The sequence below is a fragment of the Exiguobacterium sp. EA-TM-5 genome (genome assembly GCF_053878415.1).
Genome location: NZ_CM132670.1, coordinates 3,102,794 through 3,119,822, shown reverse-complemented (window position 1 = coordinate 3,119,822; position 17,029 = coordinate 3,102,794). Strand labels below are relative to the sequence as shown.

16 protein-coding genes and 1 riboswitch are annotated in these 17,029 nt (G+C 50.0%); all 16 genes read left to right on the top strand.

The window, feature by feature from the left end:
* Positions 1–99 precede the first annotated feature (99 nt).
* The 16 genes from ACV3PA_RS16320 to ACV3PA_RS16245 all read left to right on the top strand — a co-directional run bounded on the left by ACV3PA_RS16320 (position 100) and on the right by ACV3PA_RS16245 (position 17,027).
* Positions 100–297 (top strand): NETI motif-containing protein, encoded by a 198-nt coding sequence (locus ACV3PA_RS16320; protein ID WP_029340738.1) that lies wholly within the window; start codon positions 100–102, stop codon positions 295–297.
* 210 nt (positions 298–507) lie between these two features.
* A riboswitch (purine riboswitch) is annotated at positions 508–609 on the top strand.
* Positions 610–698: 89 nt separating this feature from the next.
* A complete protein-coding gene (purE, locus tag ACV3PA_RS16315) occupies positions 699–1,190 on the top strand; it encodes a 5-(carboxyamino)imidazole ribonucleotide mutase (protein ID WP_238238748.1) in 492 nt (163 codons plus the stop codon).
* The gene (purK, locus tag ACV3PA_RS16310) at positions 1,187–2,290 is read left to right on the top strand and encodes a 5-(carboxyamino)imidazole ribonucleotide synthase (RefSeq protein ID WP_456125256.1); all 1,104 of its coding nucleotides are present in this window, start codon (positions 1,187–1,189) and stop codon (positions 2,288–2,290) included. The genes purE and purK overlap by 4 nt, the downstream gene beginning before the upstream one ends.
* Positions 2,287–3,582: an adenylosuccinate lyase gene (gene purB, locus ACV3PA_RS16305; RefSeq protein ID WP_456125255.1), complete on the top strand. Its 1,296-nt coding sequence runs from the start codon at positions 2,287–2,289 to the stop codon at positions 3,580–3,582. Before purK ends, purB begins: the two co-directional genes overlap by 4 nt.
* 59 nt (positions 3,583–3,641) lie before the next feature.
* Positions 3,642–4,349: a phosphoribosylaminoimidazolesuccinocarboxamide synthase gene (gene purC / locus ACV3PA_RS16300; RefSeq protein ID WP_456125254.1), complete on the top strand. Its 708-nt coding sequence runs from the start codon at positions 3,642–3,644 to the stop codon at positions 4,347–4,349.
* Positions 4,346–4,594, top strand: a complete 249-nt coding sequence (purS, locus tag ACV3PA_RS16295) for a phosphoribosylformylglycinamidine synthase subunit PurS (RefSeq protein ID WP_456125253.1) — start codon at positions 4,346–4,348, stop codon at positions 4,592–4,594. The genes purC and purS overlap by 4 nt, the downstream gene beginning before the upstream one ends.
* On the top strand, positions 4,591–5,274 hold the full coding sequence (gene purQ, locus ACV3PA_RS16290; RefSeq protein WP_050678983.1) for a phosphoribosylformylglycinamidine synthase subunit PurQ: 684 nt from the start codon (positions 4,591–4,593) through the stop codon (positions 5,272–5,274). Before purS ends, purQ begins: the two co-directional genes overlap by 4 nt.
* Positions 5,255–7,474, top strand: coding sequence for a phosphoribosylformylglycinamidine synthase subunit PurL (gene purL / locus ACV3PA_RS16285; RefSeq protein WP_456125252.1), 2,220 nt, complete (start codon positions 5,255–5,257; stop codon positions 7,472–7,474). Before purQ ends, purL begins: the two co-directional genes overlap by 20 nt.
* Positions 7,450–8,859, top strand: coding sequence for an amidophosphoribosyltransferase (gene purF / locus ACV3PA_RS16280; protein ID WP_456125251.1), 1,410 nt, complete (start codon positions 7,450–7,452; stop codon positions 8,857–8,859). The genes purL and purF overlap by 25 nt, the downstream gene beginning before the upstream one ends.
* Before the next feature lie 16 nt (positions 8,860–8,875).
* Entirely contained in the window at positions 8,876–9,910 is a 1,035-nt protein-coding gene (gene purM / locus ACV3PA_RS16275; protein ID WP_456125250.1) for a phosphoribosylformylglycinamidine cyclo-ligase, read from the top strand.
* Positions 9,907–10,482: a phosphoribosylglycinamide formyltransferase gene (gene purN, locus ACV3PA_RS16270; RefSeq protein ID WP_456125249.1), complete on the top strand. Its 576-nt coding sequence runs from the start codon at positions 9,907–9,909 to the stop codon at positions 10,480–10,482. Before purM ends, purN begins: the two co-directional genes overlap by 4 nt.
* The gene (purH, locus tag ACV3PA_RS16265) at positions 10,479–11,999 is read left to right on the top strand and encodes a bifunctional phosphoribosylaminoimidazolecarboxamide formyltransferase/IMP cyclohydrolase (protein WP_456125248.1); all 1,521 of its coding nucleotides are present in this window, start codon (positions 10,479–10,481) and stop codon (positions 11,997–11,999) included. Before purN ends, purH begins: the two co-directional genes overlap by 4 nt.
* A 15-nt stretch (positions 12,000–12,014) precedes the next feature.
* A complete protein-coding gene (gene purD / locus ACV3PA_RS16260) occupies positions 12,015–13,277 on the top strand; it encodes a phosphoribosylamine--glycine ligase (RefSeq protein WP_456125247.1) in 1,263 nt (420 codons plus the stop codon).
* Positions 13,278–13,487: 210 nt separating this feature from the next.
* Entirely contained in the window at positions 13,488–15,227 is a 1,740-nt protein-coding gene (locus ACV3PA_RS16255; RefSeq protein WP_064300875.1) for an adenine deaminase C-terminal domain-containing protein, read from the top strand.
* 68 nt (positions 15,228–15,295) lie between these two features.
* A complete protein-coding gene (locus ACV3PA_RS16250) occupies positions 15,296–15,610 on the top strand; it encodes a YerC/YecD family TrpR-related protein (protein WP_238238767.1) in 315 nt (104 codons plus the stop codon).
* 37 nt (positions 15,611–15,647) lie between these two features.
* On the top strand, positions 15,648–17,027 hold the full coding sequence (locus ACV3PA_RS16245; RefSeq protein ID WP_313586747.1) for a TrkH family potassium uptake protein: 1,380 nt from the start codon (positions 15,648–15,650) through the stop codon (positions 17,025–17,027).
* Positions 17,028–17,029 lie beyond the last annotated feature (2 nt).

Here is a 17,029-nt window from a genome sequence, read left to right as displayed (position 1 = left end):
AAACGGTGGTTCTGGAGCATACGCTCAAGGGCCGCCGCTTTTTTGTGTCTTTTTGTAGAAAGACATGTATCTACTTTAATGAAGGGACTGAACAGGGATATGGCGAAAAAAACGAAACTACGCGTAGCCGTCGAAGAGAACGAGACGATTGGTGCTTGTTTGGATCGTATCGATGCCATGGGATACCGCCCGACGGTCCGACGAGAAGAGCCGATCTTTGGATTAGACGCCAATGGCGAACCCTATCCAATCCGTCAGCAAATTGTCTTTGATTGTAAAGTGAAAGAAAGCGAATAACTACGTCGCGAGCACCCTCCAAGGTAACAGGAGGGTGCTTTTTTTTATGCTTCAACACTTCTGGGGTATATCAAAAAATAAACTCCGAATGGACACGAGATGAAATCAGAAAAACACCTTTTAAAACCGAACGATAAATTTTCAGACAATTAAATTGTTCGCCTTTGGTTGACGCCTTGGGATGGACTTGTTAAGATGAAGTCGTGACAGGATGATTGAATATAAACACCTCGTATAATAGCAGGGATATGGCTTGCAAGTTTCTACCCAACGACCCTAAATCGTTGGACTATGGGGTATATGGATGTTCGTCGATATTTCTTTGGCGTACCTTTTTATACCCTAAGCCACCCTTTTAGCCGTGGTTTGGGCTTTTTTTATGTACAAAGGAGGAAACAGCGATGGGAAATGTAGAAGTCGGCGTCATCATGGGAAGTCAATCGGATTGGGAAACGATGAAACATACATGTGATGTGTTGGAGCAACTCGAAATTCCGTTTGAGAAGAAGGTCGTCTCCGCACACCGGACACCGGATCTAATGTTTCGTTATGCTGAATCAGCACGTGAACGAGGGTTAAAGGTCATCATTGCCGGCGCAGGCGGTGCCGCTCATCTACCAGGCATGGTCGCTGCTAAAACGACATTGCCGGTCATCGGTGTTCCTGTGAAGAGTAGAGCGCTACAAGGAATCGACTCCTTGCTCTCAATCGTTCAAATGCCAGGTGGTGTACCGGTCGCAACAGTCGCGATTGGAGAGGCAGGGGCGAAAAACGCTGGATTGCTAGCTGCTCAAATTCTTTCGATTCAAGATGAACGACTTGCCCGCAAGCTTGATCATATGCGTGTTGAACTCGAAGGGGACGTCATTGCATCCGGAGGGAATCTACTATGAAGCGAATCGGAATATTAGGTGGCGGTCAACTCGGTCGAATGATGGCACTGTCCGCCCGTGAGATGGGCTTTGAGATTCTGACGCTTGATCCAACAGACAACGCACCGTGTGCTCAAGTGGCGGATCAACACATTCAAGCAGCTTTCACGGATGTCGAGGCAGCGAAGCAACTCGCAGCTGAATCGGATGTCGTCACCTACGAATTCGAGAACATCTCGACGGAAGTCGCTGAAGCGATCGGAACGAAACTGATCCATGGAACGGATCTCCTCTTTCAAACGCAACATCGGGTTCGGGAAAAAGAGATGATTGAACGCATCGGGCATTCTGTCGCTCCATACTATCCGGTGACAACTCCTTCTGATTTAGAAGAAGCGAAGCAACAACTCGGATTACCGTTCGTCTTGAAGACAGCACGATTCGGATACGACGGAAAAGGACAGACCGTCATTCGGACGGAAGAAGAGTTCCAAGCGGCAATCAAACAATTCGAACCGACTGAGTATGTCGCAGAACAATGGTTACCGTTTGATCAGGAAATTTCCGTCATCGTGACTCGAAGCGCAACAGAGACTCGTGTTTTCCCTGTTAGCGAGAACATTCATCAGAAGAACATTTTGCATCTATCGATCGTACCGGCTCGCATTTCGGAATCGCTCGAACAAGAAGCGATTGCTCTCGCTGAATCGATCGCGGATGCCGTTGGGCTGATCGGCACACTAGCAATCGAGCTGTTCGTCGTTGGTTCTCGACTGATCGTCAATGAACTAGCACCACGACCACACAATTCGGGTCACTATTCGATTGATGCTTGTGAAACATCCCAATTCGAGCAACATATCCGTGCCATCAGTGGTCTCCCACTCGGTGATACCCGTCTGACGACACCGGTCGTCATGGCGAACATCCTGGGTCAGCATGTCACAGTATTATACGAGGAACTACCGAGATTAAACGCTCGGACGAAAGTTCACTTATATGGAAAAGCAGAAGCCAAGACAGGTCGCAAGATGGGACATTTAAACATCCTTGCGGACACCGTCGACGATGCTTTGGCAGAAGTCGAACGCCTGTCGATATGGAAGGAGACAGTTCAATGATCGAACGGTATACACGTCCTGAGATGAAAGCGATCTGGACCGAACAAAACAAATTCGAGGCTTGGTTAAAAGTCGAGATTCTTGCATGTGAAGCATGGAGTGAACTAGGAGTCATCCCGAAAGAGGACGTTCAATTACTTTGGGACAATGCCTCTTTTGATGTCAACCGCATCCTTGAGATCGAGCAAGAGACACGTCATGATGTCATCGCCTTCACGCGTGCCGTCTCTGAGACACTTGGAGAAGAGCGCAAATGGGTCCATTACGGATTAACGTCAACGGACGTCGTTGACACAGCACTTTCGTATCTGTTGAAGCAAGCAAACGATATTCTCGCAGCGGATCTCGATCGGTTCATCGACATCTTAAAGGTCAAAGCGAACGAACATAAATATACGGTCATGATGGGACGCACACATGGCGTACATGCAGAACCGACGACGTTCGGTCTGAAACTAGCGCTTTGGTATGAAGAGATGAAGCGGAACAAAGTCCGTTTCGAGGCAGCGCGTGAGACAGTCGAATACGGCAAGATGTCAGGTGCCGTCGGAACATTCGCGAACATCGATCCGTACATTGAAAAGTACGTCTGCGAAAAGTTAGGAACGAAACCAGCACCCGTTTCAACACAGACGTTACAGCGCGATCGTCATGCACACTATATGTCGACGCTTGCTTTGATCGCAACATCAATCGAAAAGATGGCAACAGAAATTCGTGGTCTCCAAAAGACAGAAACACGAGAAGTCGAAGAGTTCTTCGCTAAAGGTCAAAAGGGATCATCGGCGATGCCACACAAACGGAATCCGATCGGCTCTGAGAACATGACGGGTCTTGCCCGAGTCATCCGTGGACATATGGTGACGGCGTACGAGAACGTCTCACTCTGGCACGAACGCGATATCTCGCATTCTTCGGCAGAACGCATCATTCTTCCTGACGCAACAGGGCTACTCAACTACATGTTGAACCGTTTCGGAAATATCGTGAAGAACTTGACGGTCTTCCCGGACAACATGAAGCGAAACATGGACCGGACGTTTGGGGTCATCTTCTCGGGACATGTCTTACTCGCTTTAATCGAAAAAGGCTGGTCACGTGAAGCAGCGTATGATTTCGTTCAACCGCGTGCGATGCAGGCGTGGGAAGAGCAAATCATGTTCCGTGACTTATTGTGGCAAGAACAGGACATTCAACAGCTGTTCACAGAAGAAGAGCTCGATGCGTGTTTCGATCCGACGTACCATACGAGTCGTGTCGATGAAATTTTTGAACGGTGTGGCTTGAACTAATCAACCTGAGACGGGGCACTTGCCCCGTCTACATCTTAGGATCATGGGGGACGAAAGCGATGCAACCACTTTATGAAGGAAAAGCAAAACGATTGTACACGACGCAGGAGCAGGATGTGCTCCGGATCGTCTATAAAGACGAGGCCACGGCATTCAACGGCGAGAAAAAAGAAGTATTTGCTGGAAAAGGCGAATTGAATAACCGGTTGACGAGTCATTTCTTTGAAATCCTCGAACAAGCGGGCATTCCGACACATTTCATTGAACGTGTCTCGGAGCGCGAACAGCTCGTACGTCGTGTCACTATCATTCCACTCGAAGTCGTCGTCCGAAACGTCGTCGCGGGAAGCTTGAGTAAACGGCTCGGTATCGAAGAAGGTACGGTGCTCGAAACACCAATCGTTGAGTTCTACTATAAAGATGATACGTTAGGCGATCCACTCGTCACCTCATCACATATTAATTTACTGAAGATTGCGACTTCGGAAGAGCTAGAAGAGCTGTCGGACAAAGCACTTCGCGTGAATGAAGTCTTACAACCTTACTTCCGTCAAAACGGAATCACGTTGATTGATTTTAAACTGGAATACGGAAAGATGGCAGACGGAACGATTCTACTAGCTGATGAGATTTCACCCGATACATGCCGCCTGTGGGATCAAGCAACTGGAGAACATCTCGATAAAGATGTTTTCCGACGCAATATCGGTTCACTGACAGAGACATACCAAACACTATTCAATCGCCTAGGGGGAAACACACAATGAAAAAAGTCATCGTATCGATCGCATTACGGGAAAGCATTTTAGATCCACAAGGAGTTGCTGTAAAAGGCGGATTGCAACAGCTTGGTTTTAGGGGTGTTGAGAGTGTCCGAATCGGAAAACAGATTGAACTGCTCGTTGAAACGAAAACGACAGAAGCGATGATTCATGAGATGTGTCAAAAACTACTCGTTAACACGGTGATGGAAGATTACCAGATTACGATTGAAGAGGTGACGCCAGCATGAAGTTCGCGGTCATCGTCTTTCCAGGATCGAACTGTGATTTAGATATGTATCATGCGGTCAAGGATGCGCTCGGAGAAGAAGCTGAATACGTCTTCCATACCGAAACCTCACTTGAAGGCTACGATGGCGTCCTGTTACCGGGTGGCTTCTCTTACGGAGATTACCTCCGTTGCGGCGCGATTGCACGCTTCTCACCCATCATGGAAGAAGTTAAACGCTTCGCGGCAGAAGGGAAAACGGTTCTCGGGGTATGTAACGGATTCCAGATTCTTGTCGAAGCGGGACTCTTACCAGGTGTCTTGCACCGGAACAACGGCTTGAAGTTCATGTGCCGGACGGTCGAACTGAAGGTTGAAAATACGAAGACACGTTTTACATCGGATTATCTGCCAGGCGAGACGATTTCGATTCCGATCGCGCACGGTGAAGGGAACTACTATTGCGACGATGCGACTTACGCAATGCTCCAAACGAACGGACAAATCGCCTTCACATATGTCGACAATCCGAACGGCTCACGCGGCGATATCGCTGGGATCACGAACAAAGCCGGCAATGTTCTTGGGATGATGCCACACCCAGAACGAGCGGTCGAGCTATTGACTGGCGGAACAGATGGATTGAAACTCTTTACTTCACTCGTCAAACAGGGGGCACACCATGCTAAAACAACAGTCTGAACCAACACCAGAATTGATTCAAGAGCAACGCGTTTATGCCACGATGGGATTAAGTGATACGGAGTATCAGATGGTCGTCGATTTACTCGGACGCCAACCGAACTACACGGAAACAGGACTGTTCTCGGTCATGTGGTCTGAGCATTGTTCGTACAAGACATCTAAACCTGTCCTTCGTCAATTCCCGACGACTGGACCACGCGTCTTGCAGGGACCGGGTGAAGGAGCAGGAGTCGTTGATATCGGCGATGAGCAGGCTGTCGTCTTTAAGATTGAAAGCCACAACCACCCATCCGCTGTTGAACCGTACCAAGGCGCTGCAACAGGCGTCGGCGGAATCATTCGTGACATCTTCTCGATGGGCGCCCGCCCGGTCGCGCTCATGAACTCGCTCCGTTTCGGTCATCTTGGTACACCGCGTGTCAATCAACTGTTCGAACAAGTCGTCGCTGGGATCGCGGGTTATGGCAACTGTGTCGGTATCCCAACAATCGGTGGCGAAATCGGATTTGATCGCTCGTATGAAGGCAATCCACTCGTCAACGCGATGTGTATCGGTTTGATCAACCATGCGGATATCCAAAAAGGTCAGGCGAAAGGTGTCGGCAACTCAGTCATGTACGTCGGTGCAGCTACTGGACGCGACGGTATTCATGGTGCGACGTTTGCCTCGGAGGATCTCGGAGAGGATACGGAAGCAAAACGTCCGGCTGTTCAAGTCGGTGATCCATTCATGGAGAAGCTGTTGATTGAAGCTTGTCTTGAGATCGTGGGTCATCCAGCACTTGTCGGGATGCAGGATATGGGCGCTGCTGGACTGACATCGTCTTCAGCAGAGATGGCTTCAAAAGCAGGCATGGGCATTGAGATGCACCTCGATGACGTCCCGCAACGGGAAACAGGGATGACTGCCTACGAAATGATGCTTTCAGAATCACAAGAACGGATGTTACTCGTCGTTAAGCGTGGTCGCGAAGCAGAGATTGAAGAAATCGTCAGCAAATGGGGACTCCATGCCGTTCACGTTGGAGAAGTCATTGAAGAGAAAGTCTTACGTTTGATCCATCATGGGGATATCGTAGCGGAAGTTCCGGTTGACGCATTAGCAGAAGAAGCACCAGTCTATGAAAAACCATCCCGCGTTCCTGCGTATTATGAAGAATTCCAAGCGATGGAAGAGACACTTCCAGTCGTCGAGGACGTTGTTGAGACATGGCGGGCACTACTTCGTCAGCCGACGATCGCGTCAAAACGCTGGGTCTACGATCAGTACGATCATATGGTCCAGACATCAACGGTCGTCGCACCGGGATCAGACGCAGCCGTCATCCGCGTCCGCGGTACGAACAAAGCACTCGCGATGACGACCGACTGTAACAGTCGCTTCGTCTACTTGGATCCATACGTCGGTGGACAGATTGCCGTTGCGGAAGCAGCCCGTAATATCGTCGCGAGTGGTGCGACACCACTTGCCATCACGGATTGCCTGAACTTCGGAAATCCGGATAAACCAGAAGGCTTCTGGCAGTTGCAGCAAGCAACAGCTGGTATGGCGGAAGCATGTCGTGTCCTTGAGACACCCGTCATCGGTGGGAACGTCTCACTCTACAACGAGTCAGCTGGTCAAGCGGTTCACCCGACACCGGTTGTCGGAATGGTCGGATTACACGAGCAGACAGAATGGATTACGACGCAACACGTCAAACAAGCAGGTGATCAGATTTATCTGTTAGGCGAAACAACAGCCGAGTTTGGTGGTAGTGAGCTTCAATATATGCAATTCGGTAAATCATTCGGTCGCGCACCACAAATCGATTTAGCAGTCGAACACGCACGCTTACAATTGTTACAACAAGCAGTACAAGCAGGTGAAGTCAATGCGATGCATGACGTTTCAGAAGGTGGTCTTGCAATCGCTCTCGCTGAGATGACATTTGGGACGAACCTCGGGTTGACGGTTCAGTTTGATGGACCAACGTTACACCTGTTCAGTGAATCGCAATCACGTTTCGTCGTTACTGTGCCACAAGCACACGCTGCAGCATTCGAACAACGGACCGGTGCTCAAGCGATCGGTGTCGTCACGAACGATGAGCTTCTTGTCATCGAGACGGCAGAGACACGGATCGAAGCAGACCGTTCGACCTTACAGGGAGACTGGGAAGGAGCAATCGCGTGTTATATGACATCAAAGGACTAAATGAGGAGTGTGGCGTCTTCGGGATCTTCGGACAACCGAATGCAGCGCAACTCGCCTATTACGGCTTGCATAGTTTGCAACACCGGGGACAGGAAGGGGCAGGCATCGTCACGAGTGACGGCGACGACCTCTTCCCGCACCGCGGGCAAGGACTCGTGACGGAAGTCTTTTCGGAAGAGACACTGACAGGTCTTAAAGGACATCATGCGATCGGACACGTCCGGTATTCGACAGCAGGGGGAAACACGCTTGAGAATACCCAACCGCTTCATTTCAAATCGCGGACGGGAGATCTTGCTCTCGCGCATAACGGGAACCTCGTTAACGCCGATTCGCTGAAGCATCTACTAGAAGCAGAAGGTGCGATCTTTCAGACGACGAGTGATACGGAAGTCGTCGCTCACCTTGTCAAACGCAGTAAGCTCGAGACACTTGAAGACCGGATTGCAGACAGTCTCGCTCGTCTCGTCGGGGCGTTCGCGTTCCTCTTCTTAACGGAAGATACGTTATTCGTGGCGGTTGACCCACACGGACTTCGTCCATTGTCACTCGGGAAGACACCGGACGGCGGCATCGTATTTGCGTCAGAGACGTGTGCCTTTGATATCGTTGGTGCAGAGTTCATTCGTGATATTGAGCCGGGGGAGCTCGTAACGATTACAGAACACGGCATGTCGTCTCGTCAATACATGGAACCACGTGAACGGGCGATGTGTTCAATGGAATATATCTACTTCTCACGTCCGGATTCAATCATTGACGGTGTCAACGTCCATACGGCTCGAAAAGCACTCGGGAAAAAGATGTATGAAGAAGCACCGGTCGAAGCAGACGTCGTCACAGGGGTACCGGATTCAAGTATCTCGGCAGCAATCGGTTACGCGGAAGCGAGTGGCATTCCGTATGAAATGGGATTGATCAAGAACCGTTATGTCGGACGGACGTTCATCCAGCCGTCACAGGAGTTGCGGGAACGTGGGGTCAAAATGAAGTTGTCCGCGCTACGCGGCGTCGTACAAGGCAAGCGTGTCATCATGGTCGATGATTCGATCGTTCGGGGGACGACGAGTCGCCGGATCGTCGGTTTGTTACGTGAAGCCGGTGCGACGGAAGTTCACGTTCGCATCACGGCACCACCGATTACGAATCCATGTTATTACGGGATTGATACATCGTCAAAAGACGAGCTGATCTCTGCCCGGTTGATGCCGGAAGAGATCCGTCAAGAAATCGGTGCTGATTCACTAGAGTTCTTAACTGTACCGGGTATGGTCGATGCAATCGATCGCCCGTTTGAAGGACCATTAAAAGGACAATGTACCGCTTGCTTCACAGGAGAGTATCCGACACCGCTCGGCTCGCTCGAGTTAGAAGCTAAACTTTGATAGATGGGGGAAGAACATGAGCAAACATTACGAAGCAGCAGGTGTGAGTCTGACGGCAGGATATGAGTCCGTCACTCGAATGAAAAAACACGTCGCCCGTTCGATGCGCAAAGAAGTATTAACGGGACTCGGTAGCTTTGGTGCGATGTTCGACCTCAGCCAATTGCAGTTGAAAGAACCGGTTCTCGTCAGTGGAACAGACGGTGTCGGTACGAAACTCAAGCTTGCCTTCGCACTGGAACAACACGATACGATCGGTATCGATTGTGTCGCGATGTGTGTGAACGATATCATCGTCCAAGGCGCAGAACCGCTTTATTTCCTCGACTACATCGCACTCGGTCAGGCGATTCCTGCAAAGATCGAACGGATCGTCGCCGGTGTTGCTGAAGGATGTGTCCAAGCCGGATGTACGTTGATCGGTGGCGAGACGGCAGAAATGCCAGGGATGTACGCGGATGGCGAATACGATATCGCTGGTTTTGCCGTTGGTGCCGTTGAAAAACAAAAATTGATCACCGGTGACAAAGTCACAGCAGGCGATGTCATTCTTGGTCTCGCTTCGTCAGGTGTTCATTCGAACGGGTTCTCACTCGTCCGTAAAATCGTCGCTGAGAGTGGCCTTAGCTACGAAGATGAAGTCATGATGCTCGGTCATACACTCGGAAATGCCCTGCTCATGCCGACACGTATCTACGTCGAAGCGGTCAAAGCTGCCCTTGAGACGAAAAAGATTCAAGCGATGGTCCATATTACAGGTGGCGGTTTCTACGAAAACGTACCACGCGTCTTGCCAGAAGGTCTTGGTGCATCGTTCGATCCGAAAAAGTGGCCGACGTTACCAGTCTTCGACTGGCTTGAACAAGCAGGTGACCTGCCGCGACATGATATGTATAACGTCTTCAACATGGGCATCGGTTTCATGTTGATCGTCAAACCGGAAGATGTCGCGGAAGTAACAGCACGTCTCGCTCGTGAAAATGAGACAGCGTACGTGATTGGTAACGTGACCGATCAAGAAGGTGTCCGGATTCAAGGAGTCGACGCATGAAGATTGCCTGTTTTGCATCAGGAAGCGGTAGTAATGTCGAAGCACTTTTTGAAGCAATCGAGGCAGGGACGTTACATGCCTCGATCGAACTGATCGTCTGCGATCAACCAGACGCAACAGTCATCGAACGAGCAAAACGATGGGGATGTGAGGTCTTCGTCTTTCGGGCAAAGGAGTATCCGGATAAGCCGAGTTTTGAGCGCGATATCATTGCTCGTCTTGAAGCAAAAGGTGTTGAACGGATCATTCTTGCCGGTTATATGCGTTTGATTGGGGAAGAGTTGCTCGGACGATACGCAGGGCGGATCGTCAACATTCATCCGTCGCTGCTTCCGGCGTTCCCAGGAAAAGATGCGATCGGACAAGCATTTCGTGGCGGAGTTAAAATCACAGGTGTTACAATTCATATAGTCGATGAAGGAATGGACACAGGACCGATCATGGCTCAAGAAGCCGTTCGGATTACAGAAGAGATGACGCGTGAAACGTTGCAACAAGCGATTCAGCGTGTCGAACATAGACTGTATCCGCAAGTCATCGAAGAGTGGATGAAAGAGGAGGCAAACGTATGAGAGCGTTAATTAGTGTGTCGGATAAAACAGGGATCATCGAACTAGGACGAGCATTTCACGAAGCAGGTATCGAGCTTGTCTCGACAGGCGGAACACATCAAGCATTAGAGGAAGCTGGGCTTCCGGTCATTGGTATCAGTGAAGTCACACAATTCCCAGAGATGCTCGATGGACGTGTCAAGACGCTTCATCCGATGGTCCACGGTGGACTACTTGGCCGTCGTGATCTCGAATCCCATCGTGAACAGATGGCGGCGCAACACATCGAACCGATTGATTTCGTCGTCGTCAACCTGTATCCGTTTAAGCAGACAGTCTTACAAGAAGACGTTGCGTATGCGGATGCGATTGAGAACATCGATATCGGTGGTCCAAGTATGTTGCGTTCTGCAGCGAAGAACCACGCGGCTGTGACGGTCGTCGTCGATCCAGCCGATTACGAAACAGTCGTTACGGAGGTTCGTGAAGGTGGAACGACATTTGAGACACGCCAACGTCTTGCGGCGAAAGCATTCCGTCATACAGCAGCGTACGATGCGTTGATCGCGGATTATTTCTTGACGCAAACTGGGGAGAAGTTCCCGGATCAGTTGACGATTACGCTTGAGAAGGTTCAAGACCTCCGTTACGGAGAAAACCCACACCAAGAAGCAGCCTTTTATAAAACACCGATTTACCGTGGGGCTTCCCTTGCTTCTGCGAAGCAGTTGCATGGTAAAGAGTTGTCGTATAACAACATTCAAGATGCGAATGCGGCTCTTGAAATTCTCGATGAGTTCCGCGAAGCAGCAGCCGTCGTCGTCAAACACATGAATCCATGTGGCGTTGCCGTCGGTCCAACAATCGGAGAGGCATTCCGCCGCGCGCATGCAGCAGACCCTGTCTCGATCTTCGGTGGGATTGTCGCCTTGAACCGCGAAGTCGATCTTGAAACAGCAGAACAACTAAGCGGTATCTTCCTTGAAATCATCATTGCCCCGTCCTTCACGGAAGAAGCATTTGCCTTATTGTCAGCGAAAAAGAACATTCGTCTGCTCGAACTTGACGTCAAACGTGTCCAAGCGATCCGCTATACGGCAGTTGCCGGCGGTATGCTCGTCCAAGACAGTGACGATGAAACGCTTGATGATGCGGCAGCACGCGTCGTCACAGACCGCAAACCGACAGCGGCGGAATGGGAAGATTTGAAACTGGCATGGCGCGCTGTTAAACACGTCAAGTCGAATGCGATCGTTCTCGCGAAAGACGAAGTAACCGTCGGTGTTGGTGCAGGACAGATGAACCGTGTTGGTTCGGCAAACATCGCGATCACGCAAGCCGGAGAAAAAGCGATTGGCGCATCCCTTGCTTCAGATGCTTTCTTCCCAATGGGGGACACAGTCGAAGCAGCGGCAGCGGCCGGCATTACGGCAATCATTCAACCAGGTGGCTCGATTCGCGATCAAGAGTCGATCGATGCGTGTAATAAACACGGCATTACGATGATCTTTACGAACGTTCGACATTTCAAACACTAAGCGGAGGCGATTTGAATGAAGGTATTGGTGATTGGTAAAGGAGGGCGTGAACATGCGCTCGTCTGGAAGCTTGCACAGGATGAACGGATCGAGACGGTATATGCTGCGCCCGGGAATGCCGGGATGACACAAGCAACATGTGTTCCAATCGCCGAAGATGCCATCGATGAACTCGTAACGTTCGCAAAAGACGAACAGATCGATTGGACAATCGTTGGACCAGAAGGACCGCTCGTTCTTGGGGTCGTCAATGCGTTTCAGGCAGCTGGACTGAAGATCTTTGGTCCAACGCGAGAAGCAGCAGCCATCGAAGGGAGTAAGCAGTTCGCGAAGGAATTGATGGCGCGTGCTGGTATTCCGACAGCTGCTCACGCTGTCTTCACTTCAGCAGAAGAAGCGATAGCGTATGTTCGTCAAGCGGGGGCACCGATTGTCATCAAAGCGGATGGACTCGCTGCCGGAAAAGGGGTCACAGTCGCAGAAACAGTCGATCAGGCACTTGAAGCAATCCACGATACGTTTGCTGGGGAATACGGGCAGCAAAGCCGTGTCGTCATCGAAGAGTGTCTGGTCGGGGAAGAGTGCTCGTTAATGGCATTCGTTCACGAAGAGACTGTCATTCCGATGGTGTTATCACAAGATCATAAACGTGCCTTCGACGGTGATCTTGGTCCGAACACCGGTGGAATGGGCGCTTATTCTCCGCTTCCGCAGTGGGATGAAGTAGCATTGACGACAGAAGCTGTCGAACGAATCATCCAACCGCTCGTCGATCAGATGGCTATTGAAGGCATTCCGTTCACCGGTTTCCTCTATGCCGGTCTGATGCTGACGAAACAAGGACCATTCGTCATCGAGTTCAATGCCCGTTTTGGTGATCCGGAAACAGAAGTCATTCTCCCACGCTTAGAGACACCGTTGCTTGATGTCATCATGCCACTAATGGACGGACAGACGCCAGAAGTCGTTTGGACGGACCAAGCAGCTGTTGGTGTCGTCGTCGCAGCAAAGGGATATCCGGAAGCGCCTCAAACGGGACAAGCGATTCCACTTGACCAGATTGGGGATGCCCTTCTCGTCTTTCATGCCGGCACGGCAGAACGATCCGATCAACTTGTCTCAGCAGGTGGACGTGTCCTCGTTTGTGTCAGCCGTGCTGAGACGATCGATCAAGCGGTCGAACAGGTTTATGCCAACTTGCCAGACGTGACAGATCAACCGTTCTTCTACCGGACTGATATCGCGCAAAAAGCCTTTCGTACTTCACATGAATCGTAATAGTTGAACCAGACGTGCTCGAAAGAGTCGCGTCTGGTTTTTTGTTTCTTGGCGAAGTGCACGAAAAGATTTGTCTTCCATGGCGAATTTGTGTTATTTTGACCAAATGAATCCGGAACGGGTCAAAACTTCTTGAAACTTACTTAGTAACATTTTAGTATAAGAACTATAAGAAAGCGTTTTCAATAAAACAAAGGAGGTCGAGCTTTCGTGAAAAAAAATTGTGGAAGATCCCCTTGGACGAAATCTGAAGTACGGACACACCAAGCGGTCATCAGCGGAAAGCTTGCACCGACACTTGTCATACAGAATGCCACATACCTGAATCATGGAGTCAAAGCCTGGCGGACAGCGAATATTTGGATTAGCGGTGACCGGATCGTCTACGTCGGTCCAGAGATGCCGGAACAAGCCGATGCGTACCATGATGCAACAGGTCAATATATCGTACCTGGTTACATTGAACCTCATGCTCATCCGTTCCAGCTCTATAACCCAGCGAGTCTTGCGAAGTTTGCGGCGGAGCGGGGAACGTCGACACTCGTCAACGATAACATGTTGCTGTTACTAGAGCCGACGGAGCAAGCGTTTGCTCAAGTTGAGGCGTTAGCGGACTTACCGACCTCGATGTACTGGTGGGCACGACTCGATGCGCAGACGGAACTTGATGCCGACAGTATCTCGATTGATAATCGCCGGATTCAAGCGTGGCTCAAGCATCCACAAGTCATCCAAGCGGGTGAGTTGACGGGATGGCCACGTCTCTCGCAAGGAGACGATGAACTGCTCCACTGGATGCAGGATGCGATCAAACTTGGAAAACCAATCGAGGGTCATTTCCCTGGCGCATCAGCGAAGACATTGACGAAGATGGCGCTTTATGGCGTGACGAGTGACCATGAAGCGATGACCGTCGAAGAGGCGATGACGCGTCTTGAACTCGGCTATACGACGACGATTCGTTATTCTTCGATTCGTCCGGACCTACCGGATATCTTTAAAGGTCTCGTCGAAGCAGGATTGACGCAGTTCGATAAAGTGCTAGTGACGACGGATGGTTCGACACCGTCCTTCTATAAAGCGGGCATGATGGATGAGACAATCCGACTGATGCTTGAGGCAGGAATTCCGGTCGAAGAAGCATACCGAATTGCTTCGTACAATGCAGCACGTCATTTTAATCTCGATCATCTACTCGGAAGTATCGCACCAGGACGGATTGCCCATCTCAACTTCCTCGAAGCAAAAGATGCTCCGACACCAGTCGCTGTGCTTGCGCGCGGGACATGGGTGCGCCAAGCGGATATTCCGTGTTACCCGGCAGAAGCGCTCGATGCTGTCTATGCACTCATGCCACGATCGGAAGTCCAAGTTTCGTTAACGGAACAGGATTTTTCGTTCAGCATGCCGGTTGGTCTTGAAATGGTCAATTCCGTCATCATGAAGCTGTACCAAGTCGAGCACGATACGAGTGTGCCTGTTTTACCAGCAGGTTGCGATGAATCATTCTTGATGTTACTCGATCGGGAAGGAAAGTGGCGTTTAAATACCGTTCTGAAAAACTTTGCGACACAAGTCGGCGGTCTTGTCAGTTCGTACTCAATCAGTGGTGATATTTTAATGATTGGTAAATCGAAACGAGATATGCAAGTCGCGTTTGATCGAATGAAAGCGTTCGGCGGTGGAATCGTTCTCGTTGAAGACGGGGAAGTCATCGCTGAAGTTCCATTGACCTTAATGGGGCAGACGTCCGACTTGCCACTCGAAGATTTGATCGTTCAGGAAACCGCTTTACGGGAAGCCTTGTTCGAACGCGGTTATGCATTTGAAGATCCTGTCTATACGTTGCTATTCCTAGCGTCAACTCACTTGCCATATGTGCGGATTACACCGCAGGGAATATATGAAGTCCTTCGGAAAAAAGTCCTTTTCCCAGCGATTTTGCGATGACGCTTGAATTTTAAAACGTCGCGCTTTAAACTATTAAAGAGCAATTGAATGGGAAAGGGAGTCACAAGATGCAACTCGATAAATTGCGTGGAAAAGAATTAGATCAGTTATTTACAGCCATCATGAAGATGGATTCATTAGAAGATTGTTATACGTTGTTCGAAGACTTAGCGACCGTCAACGAAATCCAGGCGCTCGCCCAACGTCTTGAAGTCGCACGTCAATTACGTGAAGGCAATACGTATCACAAAATCGAAAAGGCGACCGGTGCTTCAACTGCAACGATCTCACGTGTCAAACGTTGCTTGAACTACGGTTCTGGTGGTTATGACTTAGCACTCGCCCGTTTAGGTCTTGTAGAGCAAGAAGTAGCGGATAACTAATGTTATCCGCTACTTCTATGAAGGGGGGCGCACCGAGATGGATTTTGCGTTACAACAAAGAATTCAACATTTCATTCGAAAGCTGACGCCTATCCAGTCGCTCGTCATCATCTACTTCGTTGCTGTCATCATTGGGATCATTCTGCTCGGCTTACCGTGGTCGACGAAAGGAAATTATGATTGGGACTTCACGGACCTTGTCTTCATGGCGGTCAGTTGTGTTAGTGTCACCGGTCTGACGACGGTCTCGGTCTCGGATACCTTTACGACGTTCGGGTACTTCATGATCATGATTTTAGTACAAGTCAGCGGGATCGGCTTGATGTCACTTCATATCGCGATGTGGGTCATTCTCGGAAAACGAATCGGTTTTCGGGAGCGTCAGCTCGTCGTCCGAGATCAGAACCAGACGACGATGCAAGGTGTCGTCAAATACATTCGGGAAGTCATCCTGATCATCGTCTCGATTGAATTGATCGGAGCATTGATTCTTGGGCTGTACTACACGAAGTATTTTCCGACGCTAGGTGAAGCAATGCTTCAAGGGTTATTCGGGTCAGTCAGTGCGACGACGAACGCTGGTTTTGATATCACCGGTGAATCGTTACTACCGTTTCGCGGTGATCTATTCGTCGTCTTCATGCAAATTTTACTGTTGACGCTCGGTGCGATCGGGTTTCCTGTACTAGTCGAAGTCCGGCGTTATATTTCCTACCGGGCGACACGTCAGGCGACACGTCAACCGTATCATTTTTCACTCTTTACGAAATTGACGGCGTCGACGTTCTTCATTCTCGTTCTGTTTGGCACAGTAGCATTATTGCTATTTGAATGGAACCAGTCCTTTAAAGGCTTACCAATCGATGAGAAACTCGTCGATGCCTTATTCCAATCTGTCACGACCCGAAATGGTGGATTGACGACGATCGACATTACGTCCTTCTCACAAGCCTCGATTTTCGTCTTATCGCTCTTGATGTTCATTGGGGCGTCGCCGTCTTCCGTCGGTGGGGGAATTCGAACGACGACGTTCGCCGTCGCCGTCTTGAGTGTCATTGCCTTCATTCGAGGGGAATACGGCATCAAAATCTTCGGTCGTGAAATCGGTCAATCGGATATTTGGAAGGCCTTCGTCGTCATCGTCGTCTCGACCGGGGTGACGATGGTTGGGTTAATCGTCTTATTGATCGTTGAGGATGCGCCATTCCTGGTACTGTTTTTTGAGGCGTGTTCGGCATTCGGAACAACCGGTTTATCACTTGGCATTACGGATCAACTATCGGATATCGGAAAATGGACGTTGTCTGTCCTGATGTTCATCGGTCGAATCGGTGTCATTTCGTTCGTTCTGCTCTTAAAGGCGAACCAGCCGAAGCGTAACTATAACTATCCGAAGGAATCTGTCATCATCGGATAAGG

Bases quoted from the DNA above. Each gene is read 5' to 3' on its own strand.
- ACV3PA_RS16320 (WP_029340738.1), top strand. From the start codon at position 100: ATGGCGAAAAAAACGAAACTACGCGTAGCCGTCGAAGAGAACGAGACG.
- purE (WP_238238748.1), top strand. From the start codon at position 699: ATGGGAAATGTAGAAGTCGGCGTCATCATGGGAAGTCAATCGGATTGG.
- purK (WP_456125256.1), top strand. From the start codon at position 1,187: ATGAAGCGAATCGGAATATTAGGTGGCGGTCAACTCGGTCGAATGATG.
- purB (WP_456125255.1), top strand. From the start codon at position 2,287: ATGATCGAACGGTATACACGTCCTGAGATGAAAGCGATCTGGACCGAA.
- purC (WP_456125254.1), top strand. From the start codon at position 3,642: ATGCAACCACTTTATGAAGGAAAAGCAAAACGATTGTACACGACGCAG.
- purS (WP_456125253.1), top strand. From the start codon at position 4,346: ATGAAAAAAGTCATCGTATCGATCGCATTACGGGAAAGCATTTTAGAT.
- purQ (WP_050678983.1), top strand. From the start codon at position 4,591: ATGAAGTTCGCGGTCATCGTCTTTCCAGGATCGAACTGTGATTTAGAT.
- purL (WP_456125252.1), top strand. From the start codon at position 5,255: ATGCTAAAACAACAGTCTGAACCAACACCAGAATTGATTCAAGAGCAA.
- purM (WP_456125250.1), top strand. From the start codon at position 8,876: ATGAGCAAACATTACGAAGCAGCAGGTGTGAGTCTGACGGCAGGATAT.
- purN (WP_456125249.1), top strand. From the start codon at position 9,907: ATGAAGATTGCCTGTTTTGCATCAGGAAGCGGTAGTAATGTCGAAGCA.
- purH (WP_456125248.1), top strand. From the start codon at position 10,479: ATGAGAGCGTTAATTAGTGTGTCGGATAAAACAGGGATCATCGAACTA.
- purD (WP_456125247.1), top strand. From the start codon at position 12,015: ATGAAGGTATTGGTGATTGGTAAAGGAGGGCGTGAACATGCGCTCGTC.
- ACV3PA_RS16250 (WP_238238767.1), top strand. From the start codon at position 15,296: ATGCAACTCGATAAATTGCGTGGAAAAGAATTAGATCAGTTATTTACA.
- ACV3PA_RS16245 (WP_313586747.1), top strand. From the start codon at position 15,648: ATGGATTTTGCGTTACAACAAAGAATTCAACATTTCATTCGAAAGCTG.